This is a genomic window from Pseudomonas batumici, from assembly GCF_036585405.1.
GTDB lineage: Bacteria > Pseudomonadota > Gammaproteobacteria > Pseudomonadales > Pseudomonadaceae > Aquipseudomonas > Aquipseudomonas batumici.
Genome location: NZ_CP144470.1, coordinates 5,835,739 through 5,859,841, shown reverse-complemented (window position 1 = coordinate 5,859,841; position 24,103 = coordinate 5,835,739). Strand labels below are relative to the sequence as shown.

The 24,103-nt window shown below is 60.9% G+C and carries 27 protein-coding genes and 1 pseudogene; 7 read left to right on the top strand and 21 right to left on the bottom strand.

Annotated features, from left to right (window positions below):
* Nucleotides 1-23: 23 nt before the first annotated feature.
* A complete protein-coding gene (gene msrB, locus NUH87_RS26935; RefSeq protein WP_338523386.1) occupies nt 24-419 on the bottom strand; it encodes a peptide-methionine (R)-S-oxide reductase MsrB in 396 nt (131 codons plus the stop codon).
* 226 nt (nt 420-645) lie between these two features.
* Between msrB and NUH87_RS26930 the strand changes: the two genes are divergently transcribed.
* Nucleotides 646-1,857 (top strand): pyridoxal phosphate-dependent aminotransferase, encoded by a 1,212-nt coding sequence (locus tag NUH87_RS26930; RefSeq protein ID WP_338526967.1) that lies wholly within the window; start codon nt 646-648, stop codon nt 1,855-1,857.
* 316 nt (nt 1,858-2,173) lie between these two features.
* A complete protein-coding gene (htpX, locus tag NUH87_RS26925) occupies nt 2,174-3,061 on the top strand; it encodes a protease HtpX (RefSeq protein ID WP_338523385.1) in 888 nt (295 codons plus the stop codon).
* A gap of 81 nt (nt 3,062-3,142) precedes the next feature.
* On the opposite strand, the gene NUH87_RS26920 is transcribed toward htpX, so the two are convergent.
* Nucleotides 3,143-3,802 (bottom strand): thiopurine S-methyltransferase, encoded by a 660-nt coding sequence (locus NUH87_RS26920; protein WP_338523384.1) that lies wholly within the window; start codon nt 3,800-3,802, stop codon nt 3,143-3,145.
* Between the two features lie 109 nt (nt 3,803-3,911).
* On the opposite strand from NUH87_RS26920, the gene NUH87_RS26915 reads away from it, so the two are divergent.
* Nucleotides 3,912-4,679 (top strand): class III extradiol ring-cleavage dioxygenase, encoded by a 768-nt coding sequence (locus tag NUH87_RS26915; protein WP_338523383.1) that lies wholly within the window; start codon nt 3,912-3,914, stop codon nt 4,677-4,679.
* 82 nt (nt 4,680-4,761) lie between these two features.
* On the opposite strand, the pseudogene NUH87_RS26910 reads toward NUH87_RS26915, so the two are convergent.
* Nucleotides 4,762-6,469, bottom strand: a pseudogene (locus tag NUH87_RS26910) (DEAD/DEAH box helicase).
* A 413-nt stretch (nt 6,470-6,882) separates the two neighbouring features.
* Nucleotides 6,883-7,791, bottom strand: a complete 909-nt coding sequence (gene prmB / locus NUH87_RS26905) for a 50S ribosomal protein L3 N(5)-glutamine methyltransferase (RefSeq protein WP_338523382.1) — start codon at nt 7,789-7,791, stop codon at nt 6,883-6,885.
* Nucleotides 7,792-8,009: 218 nt separating this feature from the next.
* Here prmB and NUH87_RS26900 point away from each other — a divergent pair, with 218 nt between their 5' ends.
* The 3 genes from NUH87_RS26900 to NUH87_RS26890 all read left to right on the top strand — a co-directional run bounded on the left by NUH87_RS26900 (nt 8,010) and on the right by NUH87_RS26890 (nt 9,696).
* Nucleotides 8,010-8,603, top strand: a complete 594-nt coding sequence (locus tag NUH87_RS26900) for a cysteine hydrolase family protein (protein ID WP_040065817.1) — start codon at nt 8,010-8,012, stop codon at nt 8,601-8,603.
* A gap of 138 nt (nt 8,604-8,741) precedes the next feature.
* Complete coding sequence (locus NUH87_RS26895; protein WP_040065814.1) at nt 8,742-9,062, top strand: hypothetical protein; 321 nt, start codon at nt 8,742-8,744, stop codon at nt 9,060-9,062.
* Between the two features lie 76 nt (nt 9,063-9,138).
* Nucleotides 9,139-9,696, top strand: a complete 558-nt coding sequence (locus tag NUH87_RS26890; RefSeq protein WP_040065812.1) for a Smr/MutS family protein — start codon at nt 9,139-9,141, stop codon at nt 9,694-9,696.
* Nucleotides 9,697-9,969: 273 nt separating this feature from the next.
* On the opposite strand, the gene NUH87_RS26885 is transcribed toward NUH87_RS26890, so the two are convergent.
* The 11 genes from NUH87_RS26885 to NUH87_RS26835 all read right to left on the bottom strand — a co-directional run bounded on the left by NUH87_RS26885 (nt 9,970) and on the right by NUH87_RS26835 (nt 17,709).
* A complete protein-coding gene (locus tag NUH87_RS26885; protein ID WP_338523381.1) occupies nt 9,970-10,491 on the bottom strand; it encodes a DUF2514 family protein in 522 nt (173 codons plus the stop codon).
* The gene (locus tag NUH87_RS26880) at nt 10,476-10,826 is read right to left on the bottom strand and encodes a DUF6527 family protein (protein WP_338523380.1); all 351 of its coding nucleotides are present in this window, start codon (nt 10,824-10,826) and stop codon (nt 10,476-10,478) included. Before NUH87_RS26880 ends, NUH87_RS26885 begins: the two co-directional genes overlap by 16 nt.
* Nucleotides 10,823-11,434 carry a glycoside hydrolase family 19 protein gene (locus NUH87_RS26875; protein WP_338523379.1) on the bottom strand — a complete coding sequence of 204 codons (612 nt, stop codon included), beginning with the start codon at nt 11,432-11,434 and terminating at the stop codon, nt 10,823-10,825. Before NUH87_RS26875 ends, NUH87_RS26880 begins: the two co-directional genes overlap by 4 nt.
* 57 nt (nt 11,435-11,491) lie before the next feature.
* Complete coding sequence (locus tag NUH87_RS26870) at nt 11,492-11,740, bottom strand: hypothetical protein (protein ID WP_338523378.1); 249 nt, start codon at nt 11,738-11,740, stop codon at nt 11,492-11,494.
* Nucleotides 11,741-11,742: 2 nt separating this feature from the next.
* Entirely contained in the window at nt 11,743-12,258 is a 516-nt protein-coding gene (locus NUH87_RS26865; protein WP_338523377.1) for a hypothetical protein, read from the bottom strand.
* Nucleotides 12,259-13,797, bottom strand: coding sequence for a hypothetical protein (locus NUH87_RS26860; RefSeq protein ID WP_338523376.1), 1,539 nt, complete (start codon nt 13,795-13,797; stop codon nt 12,259-12,261).
* A gap of 8 nt (nt 13,798-13,805) precedes the next feature.
* A complete protein-coding gene (locus NUH87_RS26855; protein WP_338523375.1) occupies nt 13,806-14,402 on the bottom strand; it encodes a YmfQ family protein in 597 nt (198 codons plus the stop codon).
* Nucleotides 14,403-14,407: 5 nt separating this feature from the next.
* Nucleotides 14,408-15,535 (bottom strand): baseplate J/gp47 family protein, encoded by a 1,128-nt coding sequence (locus NUH87_RS26850; protein WP_338523374.1) that lies wholly within the window; start codon nt 15,533-15,535, stop codon nt 14,408-14,410.
* A 61-nt stretch (nt 15,536-15,596) separates the two neighbouring features.
* Nucleotides 15,597-16,040: a phage GP46 family protein gene (locus NUH87_RS26845; protein ID WP_338523373.1), complete on the bottom strand. Its 444-nt coding sequence runs from the start codon at nt 16,038-16,040 to the stop codon at nt 15,597-15,599.
* Entirely contained in the window at nt 16,037-16,633 is a 597-nt protein-coding gene (locus NUH87_RS26840) for a phage baseplate assembly protein V (protein WP_338523372.1), read from the bottom strand. Before NUH87_RS26840 ends, NUH87_RS26845 begins: the two co-directional genes overlap by 4 nt.
* Nucleotides 16,630-17,709 carry a phage baseplate assembly protein gene (locus NUH87_RS26835; RefSeq protein ID WP_338523371.1) on the bottom strand — a complete coding sequence of 360 codons (1,080 nt, stop codon included), beginning with the start codon at nt 17,707-17,709 and terminating at the stop codon, nt 16,630-16,632. The genes NUH87_RS26840 and NUH87_RS26835 overlap by 4 nt, the downstream gene beginning before the upstream one ends.
* 23 nt (nt 17,710-17,732) lie before the next feature.
* Between NUH87_RS26835 and NUH87_RS26830 the strand changes: the two genes are divergently transcribed.
* The gene (locus tag NUH87_RS26830) at nt 17,733-18,137 is read left to right on the top strand and encodes a hypothetical protein (protein ID WP_338523370.1); all 405 of its coding nucleotides are present in this window, start codon (nt 17,733-17,735) and stop codon (nt 18,135-18,137) included.
* Here NUH87_RS26830 and NUH87_RS26825 read toward each other — a convergent pair whose 3' ends face one another.
* The 6 genes from NUH87_RS26825 to NUH87_RS26800 form a co-directional block, all read right to left on the bottom strand.
* Complete coding sequence (locus NUH87_RS26825; protein ID WP_338523369.1) at nt 18,138-19,568, bottom strand: DNA circularization protein; 1,431 nt, start codon at nt 19,566-19,568, stop codon at nt 18,138-18,140.
* The gene (locus tag NUH87_RS26820) at nt 19,565-21,556 is read right to left on the bottom strand and encodes a phage tail tip lysozyme (RefSeq protein WP_338523368.1); all 1,992 of its coding nucleotides are present in this window, start codon (nt 21,554-21,556) and stop codon (nt 19,565-19,567) included. The genes NUH87_RS26825 and NUH87_RS26820 overlap by 4 nt, the downstream gene beginning before the upstream one ends.
* Before the next feature lie 111 nt (nt 21,557-21,667).
* Nucleotides 21,668-21,958, bottom strand: a complete 291-nt coding sequence (locus NUH87_RS26815; RefSeq protein ID WP_338523367.1) for a phage tail assembly protein — start codon at nt 21,956-21,958, stop codon at nt 21,668-21,670.
* A gap of 3 nt (nt 21,959-21,961) precedes the next feature.
* Entirely contained in the window at nt 21,962-22,327 is a 366-nt protein-coding gene (locus tag NUH87_RS26810) for a phage tail tube protein (RefSeq protein WP_338523366.1), read from the bottom strand.
* Between the two features lie 57 nt (nt 22,328-22,384).
* Complete coding sequence (locus NUH87_RS26805) at nt 22,385-23,863, bottom strand: phage tail sheath subtilisin-like domain-containing protein (protein WP_338523365.1); 1,479 nt, start codon at nt 23,861-23,863, stop codon at nt 22,385-22,387.
* Entirely contained in the window at nt 23,860-24,102 is a 243-nt protein-coding gene (locus tag NUH87_RS26800; protein ID WP_338523364.1) for a DUF2635 domain-containing protein, read from the bottom strand. The genes NUH87_RS26805 and NUH87_RS26800 overlap by 4 nt, the downstream gene beginning before the upstream one ends.
* Nucleotide 24,103: the final 1 nt, after the last annotated feature.

Below are 24,103 nucleotides of genomic sequence, written 5' to 3'. Positions count from 1 at the left end.
TAAGCCATCATTCGGAGCCGGATTCAGCCGCGTGGAATCAGGTCCAGGCACACCGAATTGATGCAGTAGCGCAAACCGGTCGGCGGCGGACCGTCGGGAAACACATGCCCCAGGTGCGCGTCGCATCTGGCGCAGACCACTTCGGTGCGGATCATGCCGTGGCTGGTATCGCGGATCTCGACCATCGCGCTATCACCGATGGGCTGGTAAAAACTCGGCCAGCCGCAGCCGGAGTCGAACTTGGCCCGGGAGTCGAACAGCGGCTCATTGCAGCAGATGCAATGATAGACCCCATCGGTCTTCGTCCCATTGTATTTGCCCGAGAACGGCCGCTCGGTGCCTTTGAGGCGGCACACGTTGTACTGCTCCGGATCGAGCATGGTGCGCCATTCTTCCAGGGTTTTTTCCAACTTTTCCATCGTCACACCTCGGCGGCTGAAAAACCCCGATCTGTATCTTTTCCACGGATCGGGCGGCACGTATGATTGCGCCTCGTCTAACGCCAGTCTGGCACCCGCGTCCGACGCATTCAAACGGATTTTCCAGGACGGCGGCCGGGGACCACGGGACGAGGTGAAAACGCAGTATTGCCACGGCGATCTCGACGAGATCGTCTGGATCGTCCATTTTCAGGATCACATCGCCATGCAGGTCAGCAAATCCAACAAGCTCGCCAACGTCTGCTACGACATTCGCGGCCCGGTGCTCAAGCACGCCAAACGCCTGGAGGAGGAAGGCCATCGCATCCTCAAGCTGAACATCGGCAACCCGGCGCCCTTCGGTTTCGAAGCCCCGGACGAAATCCTCCTGGATGTGATCCGCAACCTGCCGACCGCGCAGGGCTACAGTGACTCCAAGGGCCTGTACAGTGCCCGCAAGGCGGTCATGCAGTACTACCAGCAGAAGCAGGTCGAAGGTGTCGGCATCGAAGACATCTACCTGGGCAACGGCGTGTCCGAGCTGATCGTGATGTCCATGCAGGCCCTGCTCAACAATGGCGACGAAGTGCTGGTCCCGGCACCGGACTACCCGCTGTGGACCGCCGCCGTGGCCCTGGCCGGCGGCAACCCGGTGCACTACCTGTGCGACGAACAGGCCAACTGGTGGCCGGACCTGGCCGACATCAAGGCCAAGATCACCCCCAACACCAAGGCCCTGGTGATCATCAACCCGAACAACCCGACGGGCGCGGTGTATTCGAAGGAAGTCCTGCTTGGCATGCTGGAGCTGGCACGCCAGCACAACCTCGTGGTCTTTTCCGACGAGATCTACGACAAGATCCTCTACGACGACGCCGTGCACATCTGCACCGCCTCGCTGGCGCCGGACCTGCTCTGCCTGACCTTCAACGGCCTGTCCAAGTCCTACCGGGTCGCGGGTTTCCGTTCCGGCTGGGTGGCGATCTCCGGTCCCAAGCACCACGCCCAGAGCTACATCGAAGGCATCGACATCCTGGCCAACATGCGCCTGTGCGCCAACGTCCCGAGCCAGCACGCCATCCAGACCGCCCTGGGCGGTTACCAGAGCATCAACGACCTGGTGCTGCCGCCCGGTCGCCTGCTGGAACAGCGCAACCGCACCTGGGAACTGCTCAACGACATTCCCGGCGTCAGCTGCGTGAAACCCATGGGCGCGCTCTACGCCTTCCCGCGGATCGACCCGAAAGTCTGCCCGATCCACAACGACGAGAAGTTCGTCCTCGACCTGCTGCTGTCGGAGAAGCTGCTGGTGGTCCAGGGCACCGCGTTCAACTGGCCATGGCCCGATCACTTCCGCGTGGTCACCCTGCCCCGGGTGGATGACCTGGAACAGGCCATCGGGCGCATCGGTTCGTTCCTGAAAACCTACAGCCAGTAATTTCCTACGACTTCCTGCGACTCATCCGCGAATCGCAGGAAGGCACTTTCCTCCCATTTCTTTTTGTATGTCTTTGCGTCAGCCAGCCAGCGCTCCGGGAACGCCCCTCACAGCGGACGCACATCCCGGTTTCAAAGGGGCTGACGGCACTGCAGCGCCTCTCCCATCTGCGCCGCCCATTAGGAAATGACTGGCAAGCGACTAGAATCAAGCTGTAGGACACAGTTTGAAATAGTCACCCGGTTGAATAGGTTGGAGCCGCACCTTATATACCCCGCATGACGCTACATCTTTAGCCGAGGAGAAACTTTCAACCATGATGCGCATCCTGCTGTTCTTGGCCACTAACCTGGCGGTCGTGCTGATTGCCAGCATCACCCTGAGCCTTTTCGGCTTCAACGGGTTCATGGCGGCCAACGGGGTTGATCTCAACCTCAATCAGCTGCTGGTCTTCTGTGCGGTCTTTGGTTTCGCGGGCTCCCTGTTCTCGCTGTTCATCTCCAAGTGGATGGCGAAGATGAGCACCGGCACCCAGATCATCAGCCAGCCGCGTACCCGCCATGAACAGTGGCTGCTGCAAACCGTCGAGCAACTGTCCCGCGAAGCCGGGATCAAGATGCCCGAGGTGGGTATCTTCCCGGCCTACGAGGCGAACGCCTTCGCCACCGGCTGGAACAAGAACGACGCGCTGGTCGCGGTCAGCCAGGGCCTGCTGGAGCGGTTCTCGCCCGATGAAGTGAAGGCCGTGCTGGCCCACGAGATCGGCCACGTGGCCAATGGCGACATGGTCACCCTGGCGCTGATACAGGGCGTGGTGAACACCTTCGTGATGTTCTTCGCGCGGATCATCGGCAACTTCGTCGACAAGGTCATCTTCAAGAACGAAGAAGGCCAGGGCATTGCCTACTACGTGGCGACCATCTTCGCCGAACTGGTCCTGGGTTTCCTCGCCAGCGCCATCGTCATGTGGTTCTCGCGCAAGCGTGAATTCCGCGCCGACGAAGCCGGTGCCAGCCTGGCCGGTACCACCGCGATGATCGGCGCCCTGCAACGCCTGCGCTCCGAACAGGGTCTGCCGGTGCACATGCCGGACACCCTGAACGCCTTCGGCATCAACGGCGGCCTGAAACAAGGCCTGGCGAAGATGTTCATGAGCCACCCGCCGCTGGAAGAGCGCATCGAAGCCCTGCGTCGGCGCGGCTGATCAGACCTCAGAGGCACAACGCAAAGGGCGACGAAAATCGCCCTTTTGCTTTTCCCACCGCCGGTACCGGATCGGCCTTGATCAAGCGACCTTCTCCAGCCGGTAAACCCGCTCGTCGAGCCGCGTGACACCGGCCTGGAGGAACTTCCAGCTCTCGCCGAGCACATCCTGCTCATCTTCCACCTGAAGCTGCCACTGCGGCTCCAGCAACCGCCGGACCTCACCGTCGAGCAAGGCGAACGGCGGCCCGTCGAGCTGGGCCTGGTCGTAGTCCAGGGTGATCAACAGGCCCTGGGTGCCGACCGGGAGTATCCGGGTCAGATGCGCCGCATAACGCTCGCGCATCGGCGGCGGCAAGGCGATCAGCGCCGCCCGGTCATACAGCCCCGCGCAATCGGCGACGTCCGCCGCGGTCAAGGCAAAGAAATCCCCACACCAGAGCTCCAGCGGACCCGCTTCATAGACCATGAAGGCCCCCTGTTGACGTATCAGCGGCTTGAGTTGCTGCTCGGCAAAGAAAGCCTCCACGGCCTTCTCCGACAACTCCACCCCCAGGACCCGCAGGCCTTGGGCCGCCAGCCACGCCAGGTCGAGGCTCTTGCCGCACAGCGGCACCAGCACCCGCGCCTCCACCGGCAGGGCCAGGTCGGGCCAGAAGCGCTGCAGATAGGGGTTGACCTGCTCCAGGTGAAAGCCGATCTGGTTGTGTTCCCAACGCTTGTGCCAAAATTCCGGTTGCATAGGTTCACCCTGAAAATTCGATCAAAAATCCCTAAAACTTATATTAGATTTAGATCAGTGATCTGATTGAAGATGGTGCCATCATCACTTGACGCCCAGGACCTTCATTATGCTCCCCAGCCTGTTCATCTCCCACGGCTCGCCCATGCTGGCGCTGGACCCCGGCGCCAGTGGCCCGGCCCTGGCCCGCCTGGCGGCCGAGCTGCCGCGACCGAAGGCCATCGTCATCGTCTCGGCCCACTGGGAAAGCCAGGATCTGCGGGTCAGCAGCAACCCGCAACCGGAAACCTGGCACGACTTCGGTGGTTTTCCCAGAGAGCTGTTCGCCGTGCAATACCCGGCACCCGGTGAGCCAAAGCTGGCCGCCGAGGTGGCGGCATTGCTGAACGCCGACGGCCTGCCCACCCGGCTCGATGACCAGCGCCCGTTCGACCACGGGGTCTGGGTGCCGTTGTCGCTGATGTACCCGCAAGCCGATATCCCGGTGGTCCAGGTGTCGCTGCCGAGCCGCCTGGGCCCTGCCCTGCAGACGCGTATCGGGCATGTCCTCGGCGGCCTGCGGGCACAGGGCATCCTGCTGATCGGCTCCGGCAGCATTACCCATAACCTCGGTGAACTGGACTGGCATGCCGGCCCGAACAGCATCGAGCCGTGGGCCAAGGCCTTCCGCGACTGGATGGTCGACAAGCTCGCCGCCGACGACGACGCCGCCCTGCACGACTACCGCAAACAGGCGCCCTATGCCGTGCGCAGTCACCCCAGTGACGAGCACCTGCTGCCGCTGTACTTCGCCCGTGGCGCCGGCGGCCAGATGAGCATCGCCCACCAGGGCTTCACCCTGGGCGCACTGGGCATGGACATCTATCGCTTCGGCTGACACCTCGCTCCTACAACAACAGGCAAAAAAAATCCCCGAACCAGTCGGGGATTTTTTTATCGATCAATCAACCCGGGGTTGATCAATCTTCGCGGTAGCGACGCAGCTTGAGCTGCTTGCCGGCCACGCGGGTGTCCTTCAGCTTGGTCAGCAGACGCTCCAGACCATCCTCCGGCAGCTCCACCAGGCTGAAGCTGTCACGCACCTGGATGCGACCGATGGCTTCACGCGCCAGGCCACCTTCGTTGAGGATGGCGCCCAGCAGGTTCTTGGCGGCGATACCGTCACGCGCACCCAGCGCGGTACGGCAGCGGGCACGACCTTCAGCCAGAGGAATCGGCGCACGACGCTCACGATCGCCACGCTCGGGACGGTCACCGGAACGCTCCGGACGATCGCCACGCGGCGCGTTGTTCGGCACCAGCGGACGCTCTTTCTCGATCGCCGCCAGGTTCAGCGCCTGGCCATTGGTGGCCTTGCGCAGCAGGGCTGCGGCCAGGGCACGCGGGCTGCAACCGATATCGGCGGTCAGGCGATCCAGCAGGTCGCCGTGGGTCGATTCAGCGTCAGCCACCAGCGGCGACAGGCTGTTGGTCAGCTTCTTGATGCGCGCATCGAGAACGGCCTGGGCGTCCGGCAGGCGGACTTCGGCAACCTTCTGCCCGGTCACACGCTCGATCACTTGCAGCATGCGGCGCTCACGTGGCGTCACCAGCAACAGCGCACGACCTTCACGACCGGCACGACCGGTACGGCCGATACGGTGCACGTAGGACTCGGGATCGTACGGCATGTCGACGTTGAACACGTGGGTGATGCGCGGAACGTCCAGGCCACGTGCGGCAACGTCGGTCGCCACAACGATGTCCAGGCGGCCATCCTTGAGGGAGTCGATCACGCGCTCACGCTGGTTCTGGGCGATGTCGCCGTTCAGCGCGGCAGCCTTGTAGCCTTTGGCTTCCAGGGCGCTGGCCAGGTCCAGGGTCGCTTGCTTGGTGCGCACGAACATGATCAGCGCGTCGAAGTCTTCGACTTCCAGCAGGCTCAGTACAGCCGAGGTCTTCTGGTCGGCGTGGACCAACAGGTGGGCCTGTTCGATCGCGGTGACGGTCTGGGTCTTGCTCTGGATCTTGACGTGTTTCGGGTCCTTGAGGTGACGCTCGGCGATCGCACGGATCGACTGCGGCAAGGTGGCCGAGAACAACACGGTCTGACGGGACTCCGGCATGGCCTTGAAGATCACTTCCAGGTCATCCATGAAGCCCAGCTTGAGCATTTCGTCCGCTTCGTCGAGAACCAGATGGTTCACGGTGGCGAGGACTTTTTCGTCGCGACGCAGGTGGTCGCACAGACGGCCCGGCGTGGCGACAACGATCTGTGCGCCATTACGGATGGCTTTCAATTGCGGGCCCATCGGCGCACCGCCGTAGACAGCCACAACAGTCACGCCCGGCATTTGCTTGGCGTAGGTTTCGAAAGCGGTTGCAACTTGCAGCGCCAACTCACGGGTTGGGGCCAGGATCAGAGCTTGCGGCTCGCGCTTGGACGGATCGATGCGGTGCAGGATAGGCAGGGCGAACGCGGCGGTTTTACCGGTACCGGTTTGCGCCTGGCCAATCATGTCATGACCGGCAAGGATGATCGGGATTGACTGCTGCTGAATGGCCGAAGGCTCTTCATAGCCGGTAGCGACTACTGCAGCGACAATATTGGGATGAAGTTCAAGAGCGGCGAAGCCGCCGATTTCCTGGGTCATGGGTCTGCCTCTAAGTGCATCCGCAAAGACCCATGCTCCAAAGCTGCGCATGCCGTGTAAGACTCTGAGAGTCACCCTGGCAGCTTTGTCGGCGGGGATTTGCGAAAACGATTGAATGGAAGAGTCGTCAAGGATAGTCCGCAGGGCGGACAGCGACCGAAGCTGGCTTCGGGGAATTGCATTACCTAAACGCGGCCCGGTTAAAGGCCGGCGCGCACTATACCGGAACTGGCAAAAAAAGGGAGATTTATTTATCTGGAAAAGCCGTTGTACGCCTCTCTATGGCGGGCTTTACGGATAACCGACCGAAGGCTTGCAGCTTGCCCGCCTTGCCCGGTGGGCCTGGCGGCTTAAACGGTTCACTCGTCGGAATGTACCAACGACCGCCAGGGCACGCTAAAACCTGTAGGAGCCAGCAAGCCGGCTCCTACAGGGCGGTGCTCGTCTTTAGACCTTCGCGGCGAACAACGCCTGATGCGCACGGCACTGCTCGGCCGTGAGCATGAACACGCCGTGCCCGCCCCGCTCGAAGTCCAGCCAGGCAAAGTCCACCTCGGGGTACAACGCCTCGACGTGCACCTGGCTGTTGCCGACCTCGACGATCAGCAAGCCCTTCTCGGTCAGATGGTCCGCGGCCTCGGCCAGCATCCGCCGCACCAGGTTCAGGCCATCGTCGCCGCACGCCAGGCCCAGCTCGGGCTCGTGCTGGTACTCTTGCGGCATGTCGGCAAAATCCTCGGCATCCACATAAGGAGGATTGGAGACGATCAGGTCGAAGCGCTGGCCCGGCAGGCCATCGAAGCCGTCGCCCTGGACCGTGAACACCCGCTCGTCGACGCCATGGCGCTCGATGTTCTGATTGGCCACCTCCAGCGCGTCGAAGGACAGATCGGCCAACACCACTTCCGCCTGCTGGAACTCATAGGCGCAGGCGATGCCGATGCAGCCGGAACCGGTGCAGAGGTCGAGAATCCGCGCCGGCTCATTCGCCAGCCAAGGGGCGAAGCGGCCTTCGATCAACTCGCCAATGGGCGAACGCGGAATCAGCACCCGCTCGTCGACGATGAACGACAACCCGCAGAACCAGGCCTCGCCCAGCAGGTAAGCGGTGGGCACGCGATCCTGGATGCGGCGCTTGAGCAGGTGGTGCAAGCGGCTCAGTTCGTCGTCTTCCAGGCGGCAGTCCAGGTAGCTGTCGGCGATCTCCCAAGGCAGGTGCAAGGCCCCCAGCACCAACTGGCGCGCCTCGTCCCAGGCATTGTCGGTGCCATGCCCGAAAAACAGATCCGCGCCATGAAAGCGGCTGACAGCCCAACGAATATGGTCGCGCAGCGTGCGCAGGCGGGAATTGATCACGGGTAGGCTCCTGAAAAAACGACGGGCGATTCTAACAGCCAAACCGGTGCCAGGTGGAAATAAGGCAAAAAGACATCATTGCCCGCCGTATCCGGCCTCGGCAAACAATCCTTGACACGGCTACAGCCCAGTAACCACGCCGCCTGCACGGGTAGCGATTCACATAAGCGCTCAGCCGGAGGACAATGCGGCAAAAGCCCCACTCAAAGGAGCCCCGAATGTCCGTTCCAAAGACGATGTTTCAACTCAGCGGTCGTGGTTATGCAGCCGCCAATCTGAGCCACGCCAGCCTGTTGATCATCGACGCCCAGAAAGAATACCTCAGCGGCCCGCTGGCCCTGTCCGGCATGGACGCCGCCGTCGACAATATCAAGCAATTGGTCGCCGCCGCCCGCCAGGCCGGACGACCCATCGTGCACATCCGCCACCTGGGCACCGTAGGGGGGCTGTTCGATCCCCAGGGCGAGCGCGGCGAATTCATTCCGGGGCTGGAACCCCAGGGCGACGAAACCCTGATCGGCAAGCTGCTGCCCAGCGCCTTTCACGGCACGGGCCTGGAGAAACACCTGCAGGAACTCGGCTCCCTGGACCTGATCGTCTGCGGTTTCATGAGCCACTCCAGTGTCAGCACCACCGTGCGCGCGGCGAAGAACCTGGGGTTCCGCTGCACCCTGGTGGAAGATGCCTGCGCGACCCGCGACCTGCCCTACAAAGGTGAAATCATCAGCGCTGCCCAGGTCCAGCGCACGGAAATGGCGATCATGGCGGACAATTTCGCCACCCTCGCCCAGACCAGGGACCTGATCGGCTAACGGTTTCGATGGGCCGCCCCGGCGACCGCCCATCCATTACTGCTGCCAATTGCGTCTCATTTTCCGATTTCCCGAACACGTCAGGAACAAGCCGGGCATCTCCCGGTCGAAGGGCCGATACTCACAGAGGAAATCGGAATGAAGCTATCCGATGGTTTTGACGCTCGCCGACTGCGCCCCAAAGGTCCAAGCACCTGGCGCTCACGTTTGAGCGCTGCCATTGCGGCGCTGCTGGCAACCCTCGGGGTGTTGCTGGCCTTGGCTGGCGCGGCCAGCCTGCTGGGCCACGCACCGGCGCTGGGGGACTTGAACGCCACGCCGGCCGGCTCGGCGGTGGTCCTGGGCGTGGGCCTCCTGACGCTCTGGTTCGGTGTCTGGCTGTGGCGTCGCAGCCGTCGCCGGATGCGTCGCGGCCATGGGCTGAACATGGCCCCGCACCTGATGAAAAAGCACGACTGATCAAGCACCTGCGCGCAATCGGCTGTGACGACACCCAGGGGACTTGGGTAAACTGGTCGACCCTGCGGAGGCTGACATGCAAGACGACGATTTTTCCCTGTTCAAAAGCGAGATCCGCGGCGTCAAGCCGATCAAGCATGACCGGGCCGACACCGGCAAGCCCAGGTCCGACCGAGCGCAACTGGCCAAGCTGCGCCAGGCGGCCACGGTACGGGTCCAGGACATCGCGGTGGACGGGCTGTCCGACCAGTTCGTCATCGACGTCGGCCCGGAAGACGAGCTGTACTGGGCCCGCGACGGGGTCCAGGAAAGCCAGATGCGCAAGCTCAAGATCGGCCAGATCCCGTTCGAAGGCAGCCTCGACCTGCACGGCATGAGCGTGGAAAAGGCCCGGGAAACCCTCTGGGCGTTTCTCGCCGAGGCGACGAAATTCGAGATCCGTTGCGTGCGCGTCACCCACGGCAAGGCCGTACGCCTGGACGGCAAGCGCCCGATGATCAAGAGCCACGTCAACACCTGGCTGCGCCAGCACGCCCAGGTCCTGGGTTTCACCTCCTGCCAGCCGAAACATGGCGGCGCGGGCGCGGTGTATGTGATGCTCAAGCGCACCATGATGGAAGGTCGCGACGAGTAGGCGGACCGTCATCGAATTTGCAGGCGGCTGCCAGCCGCCGTATCCTTGCTCCTTTGCGTAGACTCCCACAGGTAGCTTCATGTCCCTGGAACAGAATTACACAGCGATTTTTGAAGGGTAGGCGAGCGCAAGGCAAAGTAACGAAAGTCAATGAAACCGGGCACTTCCTTGCTTTGGGATACCCGGTTTTAACCTGCTTTACACGGCCATTGGTACAAAAATTGGTACGAGCTTCACCCCTCCTCCGGCGTCCTGCCGAACGAACACCCATCCCTATTTCAGCTTCACCAGCGCGTCATAGGCCGCCTCGCACGTCATGCCCCGGGCTCGGGACTGATCAGCATCTGCCGCCAGGACTCCCGCTCTTTCATCAGCGAGCTTGAACACGTCGGCAAGCACTCTGGCGGCGTGGGCAGCTGCCTTGCCTGCGGCGGCAGTGCAGGAATCGCCGCGGGCTTCACTGGCTGCGAGTCGGTTGGCAAGGTCGTCGGCTGCATCCCGCACCCGGCCAGACTCGCGATTAGCAGCAGCAACGGCAGCAGTTGCCGTGTCGATGAACACTTGACCATTTTCCACCACCTTGTTGATTGCCTGTTGCCGGGCCTGCTCTTTGTCACGCTCGGCGCTTTCGTTGAGTTCTTTTGCTGCTTGGTCGGCGGTGTCGCGGGCGTTCCATCGCTCCTGCCACTGAGCATTGGCGAGGGTCTCGCCGTGGTGATAAGCGCCGAATAGAGCCAGACCCACCAGGGCCAGGACGGCCAGATAGGGGGCAATTTTTGCTACCAGCGCTCCCATGATTCCTCCCAGTTCGGCAGATCGACCATTTGCCCGGCCAGCGAGTGCGTGGAGTCGCCCAGGTACTGGATGCGACCGTCCGTGACGAACGAGTGACATACCCGCTCGGTACGCCACTCTTTGAGCGCTTCACAGGCTTCGGGGTTTGCCGGCCAGTTGACCAGCACCGACGGCGTAAAGGTCGGCGCGTCAGGATTGCCGTTATAGCCCCAGCGAGGGCCAGGACCGGCACCGACCTGAAGGCTGTGCGGGCTGTCGCAGCCGTCGCAGAAGAACCACAGCGAGCCGTCGACTGCCTGCCCCAGTGCGCGACCAATGGTTTTGATTTCGCTCATGCCAGCACCTGCTGCGCGGTCGCGTACAGCGCCTGGCGGTCAGCCGCGCCGTTCTGTGCGCCGTTGATGCGCTGGGTAATCGCGTCGAAGCTGCCGGCGTCGGCCAACGTGTTCAGCCCGTTGGTTGCCCAATACCAGGCCGCCGACAGCGCCGCGTATTGCGGCTGGGCCAGCAGATCCGGGTTACCGATCAGGTCTACGCCCAGAGCATCACCGCATGCTTGGTAGTTCGTCCGGCCAGTGATCTGGATCAGACCGCGGCCACGAAAGGCCCAGCCGTCGCCGGATGACGCATCGCCGTTCCCCATGCGATTGGCATAGGCGATGTTGGCAATTTGCTCCGGCTGACGGGCGACCTGGGCCGCCAGCGTGGCCGAGAACCGGCTCGGCCAGGTCGCCACCAGCCCGGACGCGCCGTAGTTCAGGTTCTCGACCAGCTGCGTCAACTGCCCAGATTCGTGCCCTACCTGGGCCAAGAAGGCGGCAACTCGCTGCGTGGTGACAATCTGATAGGAATTCATGGCCGTGTTGAGCGCAGGAACAAAAACGCCGGCAACTTGGCCGGCGTTCGGAAGGATCTGCAGCAGTTGCTGCTGGGTAATCGGCATGGTTTTCTCCAGGCGAAAAAAAACCGCTTAGGGCGGCCGGTGGTGGTCTGGGTGTTTCTACTTCGCGGCTTGATCGTCTGGGATGACCGCGTCAGCCCCAGCGTAGGGCTCCAGAGACTTCTGGCAATGGCCTTTCTGGAACAGGTCCAGAAACTTGCACATGACACAGCCCCAGCGCCGGCCAGCGGCCTGGGCTTTTGCAGAGCGCGAACTGATCGTCTCGCCAGGATCGCCGAGCAAGAGCGTGTTGGCGCCCTCGTCGAGCCAAATCAGCAGGTTGAGCAAATAACGTTTGATCGGATTCATGGCTAACCCCCTGCTGGATGAACTGTCCAGCCGAACGTTGCCGGTTGCGGCAGAGACGCAATCAATTCTGCCGCGGTCGGGATTACCGGGTTAGTTGCAGCCTGTGCAGCGCTCCACTCTGCAAAACAGGCCTGCCACACGGCATCCCGCCAGGCGGTGGCCGCCTTGGCGTCTGCCGCCCATTGCGTCACACCGCTGTTGGCGTAGGAGGCGCACGAGGCGAGCGAGTCGTAGCCACTGGCCTGAGCAGTCGTGTCGAGCCACTGCTGCACAGCCGCCTTCAACGCAACAGTGGCGTCGGCCAGAGTTGGCTGATAAACAGCAGGTGCTGCAAAAACTCCTTTGGCATATGTCCATCGCTGGTCTGGCTGAGGGGTAATCCCGGTGATGTCGACCATCTGGGCAACAAAATCTGCCGTAAACCGCTCTTCAATGGGAACCTCAACGCCTTCATCGGTTGCATAAGGCAGGACAATTTCCACGACCACGCCCTGGTCTACCCGCGCGTAAGTTTTCATTTATGCGTACTCATAAATTGTGACTCGACCATTCTTGCCGGCAACTCCGGAAAGAGTTGGTTGGGATGAAGTATTGATAACGCCCGTGGCTCCAGATTGACCACCGCAACCGTCAGCACCGCCCGCGCCGGCCGCAAGATAGGTGCCGAGTTGAACCGAGGGCGCCGCATTGAGCCCAGAACTGTTCAGCAAAGTCCCTCCAGTAGCGGCCCCCGCAACGTTGTTACCACTAGTGGCATTCGCCGTGTTCGCGAGAGCAATACCTGCTGCTCCTCCGATCCCTCCGGATGACGACAGCAACGAGCCAAGGCTGGAAGCTGTACCGTTACCACCAACAAAACCCGTACCGGAAGAGCCCGCGACGCCACCCGATCCGACAGTGATCGTCAGCCCTGAGAATCCTGATGTGTAATAGCTACGAGCGCAGCCAGCACCAGAACCACCACCACTGACGGCTAATTGAGAAGAGGTCGTTGCCTGACACCCACCACTACCACCGCCACCACCTACCACCTCGACGACAATTGAGTTAGTGCCGGCTGTTGGTGTGTAAGTCGAAGTTCCTGGAGTAGTGAAGTTTTTAACATTGAGCAAACGACCTACCGCCTGCCCCATTTGCATGGCGTGCTGGCTTTGTGATGCCGCTCCGATCTGCATGGCAGCAGCCTGGCACGACAGGAGAATCCAGGAGTTTTGCGCAGCAGCCCACATGAATGTGGCCCGCCCTCCGGCGACCAGCTCGTTTCCTTGAAGCGCCGCAGAGCCAAGTCCCACCACGGGCTTAACACCAAGCCCGTTTAGATTAAGAGTTGTGGGACCGGTGTTGTTTGCCGCAATCGCTACGCGGATCGGCATCGTGTCGGTGAGGGATGTAGGCGCCGGCGAAAGTGCTGCAACAATGGCGTTTGCGGCACCCGTATCAAGGGCGTAGGTGCCATAACCCGCTTGCATTTGCGCCACGGTCGGAGCGTGTTGGGACTTGGAAGCCTGGGCTACTTGTGCGGCTCCCCCCAGCGACTCAATCAGAACCCATGCCCCGTTTCCGCCGTTCACGCCCGCCTGCACCAGGTACATCATCACCGCGATGCCCGGTGGCAGCTCGCCGCCCTGCAGCGGTTGGAGGGCCATGCCATAGATGGGCTTCGCGGCCAGACCATCGGGCGCGTACGTGGACGCCCCGGTATTGGCGTTGGCGATGTTGACCCGCTGAACAAATCCCGTGCCTGGGAGAGCAGTAAGTGCAGGCACGTTCACCGCCGAATAAGCGCCGGCAATACCAGTGTCCGCGAGAATAGTTGCCTGCTTGTTCACTGCTTTGATCGCAGTGACAAGCTGCGTGAAGTTTGACTTTGATGGGGTGACTCCCGCAGCACTCAATACGCCCAATATCTCCAGCATGAGCATGTTCAAGAATTCGGCGGGGAGAATCGTTGGCGTTGTGCCAGTCGCTGGATTGCCATCCGTGAAGAATCCAGCGGTACCCGGCGCGGTACTCGCTGGAAGTAACGGCGCAGCGGTCGAGTTATCAATTTGATACATCTAGGGCCTCACGAATAATGGAACTGCAGGATGGTGTGTGATGGCTTTGCTTCGGATAACTCGCACTCGAGCACCGCATTCCCCCACGACGACAACGGCTCCCCCGCTGCCGATTGCCCTGCCCGGAAATAGTTGACGGTGTTCAGTTGGCAGTTGACGGCCCAGGTGAAGAACCAGTCGGGGCCACCGAGCTGCTGTCCACAGGTGCTCTGTCCGCATCGGAAGGGCGCGTACTGAGTGACAGTGATTGCGTACCCAAGGCCAGCCGCGTATGCAGTGAAGAATTGGATGGACTGACCGCCGGTGTTGGTGAACCTGGCCACCACTTGGTTGCGGCGCCCCTGGAACGTCGGTGCGATGCCCGCACAAGGGTCTGGCAGCCCGAGAGTCGCCTCCCATTCAGTGAGAAAGTTCACGGTTGTCGCCGGGAACATGTCATCGATCAGTCCTAGCGCGGAGTCACTGATCCGCGTGAAAGTCGGGGCAAAGCAGGAGATGGCCTGGGCATGAACAGAGGTCAGATCCTTCGGCCAAACACGGCCACGCGGCAACAGGCCGAGCAGCGCCGACGTGAAGTCGGCGTCAGTGAACGACGGTTTTGACATAGCGATCAGCCGTAGGTAACGGTACCCAGCGTGGGCAGGTAGCCGAGGGTGTTGGGGATGTTTGCTGCTGGGGATGTGATAACGAACCCCTGTGTGCCCGCGATCGCGGAAATTGCCGCGCTCACGTCCGAAATATCCACAGATGAGCCATCAGCAAGGGGGGCACCCTGATCAAACAGAACGCCGGAGATTGCGGCAGCTACCGCAGCCCTGGTCGTCAGCGAGGCAGCCAACAACCCGGTAATCGTCCATGCAATTGGGGCCGCAATGGGCGAGCAGCTGTAGACCATTGCCGTAACGGGCTGCTGGACATAGATGCTGTTCGCGATAGTCAGTTGATCGCCGGCGGCAAGGTTTCCAGACGTGACGCGGTTGTCACGCGGCGAGATCCCGTTCGTGCCCTGGGGAAAGCCACCATAGGCGGCGTTGGCGTCATCCAGCATTGTGTACACAACCACGGTGCCGGTGCCGAAGCCATTGGGCATACACCAGGCCCGGGTTACGCCCGGTACATTCTTTGCCCAAGTCACATAGTCGTTGTCAGATCCGCCGTTCGGAGTGCTCTGATAGGCCGCAAGCATGCGATCGAAGAACGCCCCGTCAAGCTCCTGATCTGCGCCCCCAGTAATGACGGTGGTCACCGCGCCGGTTGATTGCACGCCAGTGATTGAGGTACCCAACGTCATCAGGCTGCCGACGGGGGTATTCCCTGCCTCGCCAGCCACGTCCGCAGTCACCTGGACCACCAGGGTGCCCCCGGCACCGACAGTGGTTGATGCCTGTGTGGTGAATGTTGCCGAGTCGCTGCGTACAACCTGGGTGCCTGCGTCGACTGTCACGCCGGGGGTACCAGGGAACGTGACCTGCCCAGAGGCGACCGTCGATGGCTTCGGGTAGACATTTTTCAGGGCGCCCCAGGCATAGAGAAATTCGCCCGATGCCGTATAGGGCACCCCTTGCCGGGCGATCCAGTCGAGGTAGCCGTAGTTGAGGTAAGCCATACCAGCGACAGCTTTGCCGGTAATTTGCAGATTGGAAAAACGCAGCAGGCCGTCGGCCGTCGGCAGGCCCGAGGTGATGTCCGAGGCGACGCGCGCGCGCAGGTCCGAGAGCGTAGGTCGCGGAAATGGCATAGGTGGCTTGCTCCAGGCAAAAAAATACCCGCTCAAGGCGGGCTCGATAATCAGCGTGCGGTCAGTTCTGGCCCCACACCCAGTTGTAATTGAGCGTGCTCAGGGAGCCGTTGCGGTGTGTGATTGTGATGATCGCGTTGAGTTGGCTGCGCCCGGCGATGACGGTGGCGGCGCTTACATCCAGGGCCACCTGGTCATCGATGAGCCACTTCAGCGCCTCCTCAATATAAATTTTGGCGGTGTTGGCTACGGCAGGCGTGAGCTTTGAGCGGTCAAGCAGCCAGAGCCGCGAGCCGATCGGCACATCCTCACCGGCATCCCCCCACCAGCCTCGGCGGTCGTCCCCGCCATCCGGTGGGATGTCGTCGTCATCGGCCAAGCGATCGGTAAACAAACTGATCAGCACGGCGCTGGCCAAGTCGTCGCCACTGGCCAGAGCGCCCCCACTGATCGACCAATCGCCATTGCCCGTGCTCGCGATCCAGGTAGTGGTGATATCGGTCATTGTTGAGGTGTCGGCGTGGTGGTGCCGCTCCCGTTGGTGTGCTGGTTGAAGATCATCCGGTCGGCGGCCATGGTCCGGATCGAGTCCTTGACGTTGCCGCCAGCCTCAATATCCCCGCTGACGCGCAACACCGGCGTGTTCATCTGCACGGCTGTCACGGCGTTGATCGTGACCGTGGTGGCGTTATTCACGGTCACTGGCGACCCCTTCGCCTCGATGACAATCCCGCCAGACTGGGTCAGGTAGACCGACTTGCCCGCCAGGTCGTAGAGCATGGACTCGCCAGCCTGTAGGTTGGCCGGCCGACTGGCCTGGTGCCCAGTGGCCACGACGACACCCTTGGAACGATCGCCGCCCAGGAACACCACAAGCACGTCAGAACCGTCAGGAGGCACAGAGGTAAAGCCAAACTCCGCGATTCGTGGGGTGCCGTCCCGGGTTTCCGAGTCGTTGAGTTTCACCTGAAGTAGCTGGGCTGTTTTGCTGTCGTTGACGAAACTCACCCGCCCCCAGCTCGACATCAGCTGAATTCTTCGCCAGAGGCGCTGCATAACACCGTCGCTATCTGCTGACTGTTTGTCTGAACCGCTCATTGAGGCACCCCATGAGATAACTCCCCATACAGCTGCGTGAGGTTGATTGGCTGAGGCAAAAACGCTGCGGGCGGCATCAGCGTTAGCTCTGCGGTCGTGCCGGAATAATCATTTCTAATAAAAGTAACATCAACAATCAGCATGATCTCATTTGAGAGCTTCAATCTTGGTAGATGAACCGGAACAAGTGTATTCGGCTCCCATAACGAGCCAGAAGAGTCTCGCCAAGTATCAGTCGTCACCCTGACAACTTTCGACCTTCCAAATCTTCGGGCGGCTTCCCAATCTGCCCGTTTTATTGCGATATCATTGCCAAGGCCGCCACCCTCGGAAATTATAACCATCACGCGATGACGTTTGACGTTTATATCTTTTGATGTATATAGCTTATTTCCAAGCTGCCCTAGGTCGGTAAAGGCATCGACCGATTGAATGTATGCATTGTAATCCGAATAGGTGAAGTCTGCGGAAAAATCAATGTACGCAGACTGAACATTCACACCCTCGGCAAAACCACTGGCCGCGCTCCGCGCTCCTGCTTGAGACAAAAACAAACTGCCATCGGGCAGATCATAAGCCAATACCGCAGAGAAACGAGCCATCCGCTCAATGATCTCGAAGGCAGACTCTCCGAGCATCAGATTGACCTGTGGGAGAATCGGTAACTCTTTCACGTCTGTCGCGACCGGAATTCCAGAGCCCCCGTATACCGACGCGAGCCTCTGAGCGATACCAAGAACCGTCTGATTAGTAATCTGTCCACCAGGCCATTCCGCCGCGCAGTCAACGAGGTCTGCACACTTGGATCGCCCGCTTATGCGTATGGAGTGATCCCCAGCGCTAATGCCGGGTACATAATGATCGATATAGCCGGTTACCACTGGATCATCGCCCAGGCGCACCTGGCAGGCATCACCCGGTTCCAGAACGATCTGTCCAAATTCGCCTGGGTAGATCTCCGTCATGCCAATACTGAAGTCACTGGGAAGCCTCTCGATGCCACGCGTAACGCGAACATCTGTCCACCCAGTGATAGTCAAACCACCCGATGTTATGGTTAGATCATCAGCCTGCATGGAGCCCCCCTTTAGGATAAACCATGAACAAAAAATCGAAGCTGGTCTTGTGTTTTCTTGTATTAGCGGCTAACACAAGCGCAAGTGCTGAATGCCGATTTACGGCAGAACAGCCAATAATTTGCACATATCCAAAACCTGCAGCCATAATTTTCAAACGGCTTGGATACAAGGCCGACCAACTCGAGTCATACGAAAGACAGCTGCTAAAAGAGGCACAGTGTGGATCACCACTAACTTCGAAAAGTGACTTATCCAAAATAAGAATAACCACCTCTGGAAAAGTAGCACTGCCCGACGGATGGGCCTATGTCTCCTACATCGTCATGGATAACGGCTATAACGGATACATTGCCAACGAATACTTATCTGGAACATGCGACAAATACATTGCGCCAACCTACAACTACCAACAGCAGAACAAGTAACTATTTTGATAAAGCGCTTATTGTCGTCGGCATAAACGCCGGGTGAATCGGATTGGCCTGCTGGATCAACTCGTCGGCCCGGGTGGCATCGCGGTAGAGCCGGTTCGCCATGGTCAGGGCATTCATCGGTGCCCGAAAGGCAAACGTCTCCAGGCGCGGCAGCGTGGCGCCCGTGGTGGTCAGATCACTGACCACGGCCTGGCGCAGGGCGACCAGGGCGTTGTAAGTATCATCATCGCCCGCATCGCCGGCCACCAGCAATTCCGCATCAATGAATCCGGTGACTGTCCCCATAGTGCTAATGGCCTCGTCGTAGGAGGTCGGCACATAAGCGGCCACCACCTGACCGATAGAGGCCAGTGCCGCCCGGCGTAGCAGTGCGCTTGTGGCGTCCTGCGCCACCCCACGAGCCACACCGATAGCACCAGCCCCGCCGAATGTTGTCGGTGTGTAGCTGGCCAGCGGCCCCAATAGAGCTATGGCATTACCCGGATCAGCAATACCAGCCACCAAGGCATCCATCACCCCCTGCACGGCCGCCGTGAATGCAGCACTGCTCGAGGCGTCCAGATTGGCAGCGGCGCTCACCAGGGTGTCCATGGCCGCATCGACCGCCGCACGGTTATCCGTGTTCTTGGCGATCAGGTCGGCCATGGTTGCGCTGGCGTCTCTGGCATTCTTGCTGGTCGTCAGCGCGCTGCTGACGTTGCCATTGGCGTAGCGGCCAAAGTCACCAGTCAGCAACGCTCCCAGGCTGGTGATGCTGCGCACGTCATGAGTGATACGCCCGACCAGCACTTTGAAGTCGGCGATCACGCCGACGATCATCCCAACGATAGCCTTACCGAACTTGATGACGCCCTCGACGGCATTTATCACTGCGGTGACGCCGCCGATCACCTTGCGGGCGAAATCCAGCGCCGAAGACAGCCCGAGGGCTGCGGCCAGCTTGTCCAGCAGCGTGCCGCTGTCAGAGGTGATGGTCGGAAAGACCCGGTCGCCGGACTCGATGAAGGTGAAGCTGATTTCAAAGTAGCGCCCCATGTCCCAGCGCTCAACAACGCTCAGCCCCTCGGCCGGGACGCTGACTTTCAGCGCGCCCAGGGTTGGGTGCACCAGAGCGCCGGGGCCACCCTTCTCTGCCGCCGCGACCAGGGCATCACGCTGCGCCAGGACACTGCCGCCGCCATACACCAGGCTGTCGGTGACAAGAAAGCCGCTCATGCGAATCCGGCGCGTAGAGCGGCCCATGTCCTCAATGTAGGGTTTATCGCGGCCAGGGTACTCGTGCATCGCCAGACGCCGGCCGAAGCGCGCATCACCGCCATAGACGGCGAACGGCACGCCCCGGAACGACGCCTGATTGAGCATTTCCGTCCAGGACCTGTTGGAGTCCTGGGCGATTTGGATGATGTCGGACAGCAGGCTCATGCGATGGCTCCAACGCCTGACCAGGCGACACGGCTTGAAGTCTGGACGTTGCCGTCGGACTTGACCTTGGTCTTGATCCCCTCGGGGGCATTCTTGTGCTCGATCTCAACCTTGACGGTACCGCCAGGCGCAGCCTGAGCGGCACCTTGTGTATACGGCCCGGCGGGGGCTGGGGCTGGATCTGGGGCTGGCGTTGATATCGCTTCAGCCAGTTTTCCGCGACGAGCAGCCTCCCAATCAGCAGCAGCAGGACGCTCGTATTTCCTGGAAACAATCTCGCCCGCCTCGCGGGCACTCTTCGCACCACGCAACTGATCCCCGGCGGCCTTCTCGTTACCCTGTGTCAGCTCGTACTGGACAAAGCGAAGTTGATCTTCTTCGCTTGAGCCATGGATGCTTTTCCCTGCCCACTTGGCGAATTCCTGCTGCCTGTCCTGGTGCCATTGACCAAGGCCATAGGCGCTACCGCCATCACCATAAGCGGAAGGACTGAAGTTGCTTTCAAGACCGAGGTTTGCCGCTATTCCAGTTGCCTGAGCTTTGGTCCAGCCTTGATCTTCGAAAAACTTGGAAACCGATATGGACTTGTCGCGGCCTCCAGGAATCACTCCATTAGCCAGATCCGTGGCGGCAACAGCCTGCTTGGCCTCGTCGTTGCCGAAAAATGCCAAGCCTCGAGCGATCTTGTCACCGAGCCAGCCCTGGAATTTTGTTCCTTCGACAAAATGATTATTGATCATCGTGCCGACGCCATAGCCGGCGGCACCGGCAGCCCCAACAAATCCAGCCTTACCCAGAAAACCAGCCGCAGCGCTTGCTGTCAGCGTCCCTTGTGCAGCAGCGGTTGCAGTGGCAGCGGCCTGCCATTTCCAGAGGATACCGATAAAAGACAGAATCCCGGCGCCCCCTTTGAGCAGGGTTACTCCCAGCGACAGGACACCAGCGATCAACCCCGCATTCATGACGCCAACCACCAGCAGCGCGGCGTTCTGCCAGCCGCCAAGCCAGTCAACGACCTTACCGACGCCCTTGCCGAAGTTGATGATCCCGTCGCCGACCTTTTTCCAATCGATCTTGTTGATCCAAGTGGCGAAGCCCTTGGCCCAGTCGGCGATATTGGTGGCAATCAGCTCCCGGTTCGCAGCCAGCCAGTTGGTGAACTGATCAACCAGCGGCTTTATGACAGGGATCAGTTTGTCGCCGATCGCGTTCTTGGTGCCGTCAACAGCGATATTCAGGGATGCCAGACTCTGGGAAAACTCCTTACCCTGCTTGACCGCCGTGTCGCTCATCACATAACCGAGGCGGCGAACGGTGTCTTCATAGCGCTCAATGCCAGCCGCGCCCTCGCGCAGGAACGGCAGCATGCCGCCCAGACCGAGATTATTGGCAATCAGCGCCTGGACCTGAGGACTCTTCTGGCTGGCCACGGCGTTGGCAATGGCCTTGTACTCTCCGACGACATCCCAGGCGCCGTCCTTGGTCTTCTTCAGGCCTATGCCGAGCTTGTTCAGCATCAGCAAGGCACCCTGGTTTCGCCCCCACTGAGCGTCCTGCATGGTAGTGGCCAGGCTATCCATACTTGCGGTTGTCGTGTCAGCTCCAATGCCGACAAGCTTGGCCGCGCCCTGGAAGCTTTGCAGCTGCCCGGACGTGACACCGATACCGCGAGCGCTGTTATCGATGGAACGGCCCAGGTTGGCCCAGTTGTTGGCCAGGGCCGCGATACCCGCCACAGAGCCAATACCGGTGAGCGCCGCCATGGGCGCGACGATCATACCTACGCTTCGGGCCGCGCCGCCGGCTTCACGGCCGATAGTGGTGAGGTTTTTGCCGATTCGTTCAAACCCAAGCTCACGACCGAGACTCTTGAATGACTTGCCGACCTCTTCGAAAGGCCGTGTCATTCGGCTGACGGCGTCGTTGACCTTGCGAACCGTGGCGGTCGCCTTGTCGACGGCGCTGATGACTATTTTGAAGTCAGGCATTTTGATTACTCGTCATGCGAATGGCCTGCTTGTTCCATTCGATCAGCTCCGCCAGGGTGAGCGACCACGCATCGCGCGGCCCCCAGCCGTAATACTTGGTCAGTTCGGCAATCAGCTCTGGCCAGCCTCCTCCGTCTGACCAGCTTCGGTAAAACCCTCGAGGAACTTGTTCGCGGCAACAAGATCGCGCTTGCTGAACTTCTCGACCACGCCGCGCGGGATGCCGGCGACCAGACTGATCAGAGTGATCGCAGAGCCGACCGACGTATCGGCACGGCTGGCCTTTTCCATCTCGCCGGCAGTAGGTTCGCGCAGCTTGATTTCGTCGTATGGCACCGCCGTGTCACCCTTACCGATGACAACGGACTTGACCAGGGTGATGGTGATTTCTTCTTCAAACATGGATCAGTTCTCCGTAACGGATGGGCCTTCCCACTTGACTTCAATAGTCGCGTCGGAGGACTTGGATTCTTGTTGCTCGGTGGTCCACATGTTGCGACCGATGATGGTTTTGCCGTTTGCCAACTCAGCCACGACAGTGGCGTTGTTCATCGCGTTGATGTCGGCGATGCTCAGGTTCGAGGCATCCCGCAGGGTCGCAGCGATATAGCCAGGCTGTGGGGTTTCGCTGTAGCCGTGGACGCCGTCCTGCCCCTTCAGGGTTTCGCGGGACACGCCGGAAACCTTGTAGGAGAAGTCACCGGCCAGCATGTAGTTCACGCCGTCAATGCTCAGGTAGCAGGTCCCGGCCAGGCGGTTGGTATCAGCCATGTCTTTCTCCAGGCGAAAAAAAACCGCTCGATGGCGGTCGTTGACGAAAGGCCTGAGTTACAGGCGGAATTGAGCGAGCAGCGCGAAGGTGCGCAGCTGGTTGATCAGGGTGCCCGGCCAGAGCGCATCAACCCGGTTGGGATTGGTCGCATTCTTCTCAATGATCAGCGCCTGGGCGAAGGCCTTGGCATCCTGCGCAAACCCGTTGTATTCCAGCGCGCCATACCCGGCGATCAAGTCGGCTCGGATGATGTTTGGCGTGACAATGGCCGAGCCAGGTGCAAACCGGGTGCCATTAGCGGCGAGCTTCACCCGACCGTACTTAGACGTGACGATCGAGCGCAGAAAGCGCAGCACATACATCAGCGAGAAGAGCGTCTCGATTTGCAGGTAGCTGTCGTCCGGAGCACCGAATCCATTCACCTGATAGGTGGTGATCAGGTTCTCGATGGCGACGGTGCCGTCACTGGCAACGGTGAAAGTCGAGATACCATCCCAGAGCAGCGTGTTACGTTCACCCAGATCGAAACGCGACGCCGGAGGCGGCGCCAGCACAGTGCTCAGCGCTAGAGTCTGCAAAGGACGGCCAGGATCGGCGCGAAGCGCCACAGCCGCGGTACCCGCCATATCCGCCGCCCAGATCCATGCCGGCGACGGGGAGTCGTAGAAGCCCATGATGCTTTCGTGCTGGTTGTTGCGGGCATCACCGGCAGTAGCCAGGGTCGACAGCGTGCCGCGTTGGGCGGCAAAGACATGGCCATACAACTGACTGGCATAACTCCAACGCCCGGTCTGGTCGTTGAGCAGGTTCTTCAACGAATTCAGCGAGGCAGTGTCGGTGTAAGGGCTGACAATGATGTCGAACGCCTCATCACCCAGGGCGGACAGCGCGGTGTCAAGCACCGGATTGGTCGCCCCGCCGGTCATCTGGGTCAGGGTGAGCGTCAGGCCGGTGGGCACGAACTCGCCGCCAGCGGTGCCCAGGTAGTTCAGGCGTAGGTCAATCTCGTTGCCGCCGGTACCCTTGTTCTTTGCAGTGAGCGTCACCGTTGCGGTCGCAGCAGTGGCCGTGACGGGAAGATTGCCGGAGCTGTTCACCAGAGCCGCCAGGGCGGTGGCAATATCCGCGGCGGCCTCCCCCGTGGTGACGGTCAGACTGATCAGCTGCCCGGCGATGTAGAGCGAGATTACGCCAGTGGCTGCCGGGCTCCCGACGATAGCGACGGTGCCCGTGGCGGCCACGGAGCCTGCGGCATCAGCCAGCGGCAGAAACCAGACCTCGCCGAAGCTGTCAGATCTCTTATAGGCAGCGGTCATCAGCGCCAGCATCGAGCCCAAACCACCCTTGGCCTGGGCATCACTGACACCCTGGCCCAGTACTGGCACGTTGACCACGCCATTACCCCCGGCGGTGATCTGACCAACAATCAGGGTGCGCTGAGTCTGCGCGCCGCTGTTGGCCTGGGAGTTATCGACCTCGGCATAGAACAGCGGAACCCGCAGGTTCGCCGGGATGTTGCTGAACGGGACGGTCATTGACTGTCGCTCCCTTCATGGGTTTCGGGCGGCTCGACCAAGATCGGAGCCGAGGTTTCTTGTAACGGCGCCGCCATTTCAACGGGCGCAGCGTCGGAGGCCACCAGGGTGGCGTCGCCACAGCTCAGCCGGCGCAGCCAGTAGAAATCGTCGTCCGGCACCTCCCGGCCTTCTGGCGGCAGGCGATCGCGTTTGACCGGGTCGCGTACCAGCAACCCAGGGGAGGCATAAATGCGCATG

What these genes read in the sequence shown, in the direction of transcription:
- msrB (WP_338523386.1), bottom strand. Translation starts at nt 419, where the DNA reads ATGGAAAAGTTGGAAAAAACCCTGGAAGAATGGCGCACCATGCTCGAT.
- NUH87_RS26930 (WP_338526967.1), top strand. Translation starts at nt 646, where the DNA reads ATGCAGGTCAGCAAATCCAACAAGCTCGCCAACGTCTGCTACGACATT.
- htpX (WP_338523385.1), top strand. Translation starts at nt 2,174, where the DNA reads ATGATGCGCATCCTGCTGTTCTTGGCCACTAACCTGGCGGTCGTGCTG.
- NUH87_RS26920 (WP_338523384.1), bottom strand. Translation starts at nt 3,802, where the DNA reads ATGCAACCGGAATTTTGGCACAAGCGTTGGGAACACAACCAGATCGGC.
- NUH87_RS26915 (WP_338523383.1), top strand. Translation starts at nt 3,912, where the DNA reads ATGCTCCCCAGCCTGTTCATCTCCCACGGCTCGCCCATGCTGGCGCTG.
- NUH87_RS26900 (WP_040065817.1), top strand. Translation starts at nt 8,010, where the DNA reads ATGTCCGTTCCAAAGACGATGTTTCAACTCAGCGGTCGTGGTTATGCA.
- NUH87_RS26895 (WP_040065814.1), top strand. Translation starts at nt 8,742, where the DNA reads ATGAAGCTATCCGATGGTTTTGACGCTCGCCGACTGCGCCCCAAAGGT.
- NUH87_RS26890 (WP_040065812.1), top strand. Translation starts at nt 9,139, where the DNA reads ATGCAAGACGACGATTTTTCCCTGTTCAAAAGCGAGATCCGCGGCGTC.
- NUH87_RS26885 (WP_338523381.1), bottom strand. Translation starts at nt 10,491, where the DNA reads ATGGGAGCGCTGGTAGCAAAAATTGCCCCCTATCTGGCCGTCCTGGCC.
- NUH87_RS26880 (WP_338523380.1), bottom strand. Translation starts at nt 10,826, where the DNA reads ATGAGCGAAATCAAAACCATTGGTCGCGCACTGGGGCAGGCAGTCGAC.
- NUH87_RS26875 (WP_338523379.1), bottom strand. Translation starts at nt 11,434, where the DNA reads ATGCCGATTACCCAGCAGCAACTGCTGCAGATCCTTCCGAACGCCGGC.
- NUH87_RS26870 (WP_338523378.1), bottom strand. Translation starts at nt 11,740, where the DNA reads ATGAATCCGATCAAACGTTATTTGCTCAACCTGCTGATTTGGCTCGAC.
- NUH87_RS26865 (WP_338523377.1), bottom strand. Translation starts at nt 12,258, where the DNA reads ATGAAAACTTACGCGCGGGTAGACCAGGGCGTGGTCGTGGAAATTGTC.
- NUH87_RS26860 (WP_338523376.1), bottom strand. Translation starts at nt 13,797, where the DNA reads ATGTATCAAATTGATAACTCGACCGCTGCGCCGTTACTTCCAGCGAGT.
- NUH87_RS26855 (WP_338523375.1), bottom strand. Translation starts at nt 14,402, where the DNA reads ATGTCAAAACCGTCGTTCACTGACGCCGACTTCACGTCGGCGCTGCTC.
- NUH87_RS26850 (WP_338523374.1), bottom strand. Translation starts at nt 15,535, where the DNA reads ATGCCATTTCCGCGACCTACGCTCTCGGACCTGCGCGCGCGCGTCGCC.
- NUH87_RS26845 (WP_338523373.1), bottom strand. Translation starts at nt 16,040, where the DNA reads ATGACCGATATCACCACTACCTGGATCGCGAGCACGGGCAATGGCGAT.
- NUH87_RS26840 (WP_338523372.1), bottom strand. Translation starts at nt 16,633, where the DNA reads ATGAGCGGTTCAGACAAACAGTCAGCAGATAGCGACGGTGTTATGCAG.
- NUH87_RS26835 (WP_338523371.1), bottom strand. Translation starts at nt 17,709, where the DNA reads ATGCAGGCTGATGATCTAACCATAACATCGGGTGGTTTGACTATCACT.
- NUH87_RS26830 (WP_338523370.1), top strand. Translation starts at nt 17,733, where the DNA reads ATGAACAAAAAATCGAAGCTGGTCTTGTGTTTTCTTGTATTAGCGGCT.
- NUH87_RS26825 (WP_338523369.1), bottom strand. Translation starts at nt 19,568, where the DNA reads ATGAGCCTGCTGTCCGACATCATCCAAATCGCCCAGGACTCCAACAGG.
- NUH87_RS26820 (WP_338523368.1), bottom strand. Translation starts at nt 21,556, where the DNA reads ATGCCTGACTTCAAAATAGTCATCAGCGCCGTCGACAAGGCGACCGCC.
- NUH87_RS26815 (WP_338523367.1), bottom strand. Translation starts at nt 21,958, where the DNA reads ATGTTTGAAGAAGAAATCACCATCACCCTGGTCAAGTCCGTTGTCATC.
- NUH87_RS26810 (WP_338523366.1), bottom strand. Translation starts at nt 22,327, where the DNA reads ATGGCTGATACCAACCGCCTGGCCGGGACCTGCTACCTGAGCATTGAC.
- NUH87_RS26805 (WP_338523365.1), bottom strand. Translation starts at nt 23,863, where the DNA reads ATGACCGTCCCGTTCAGCAACATCCCGGCGAACCTGCGGGTTCCGCTG.
- NUH87_RS26800 (WP_338523364.1), bottom strand. Translation starts at nt 24,102, where the DNA reads ATGCGCATTTATGCCTCCCCTGGGTTGCTGGTACGCGACCCGGTCAAA.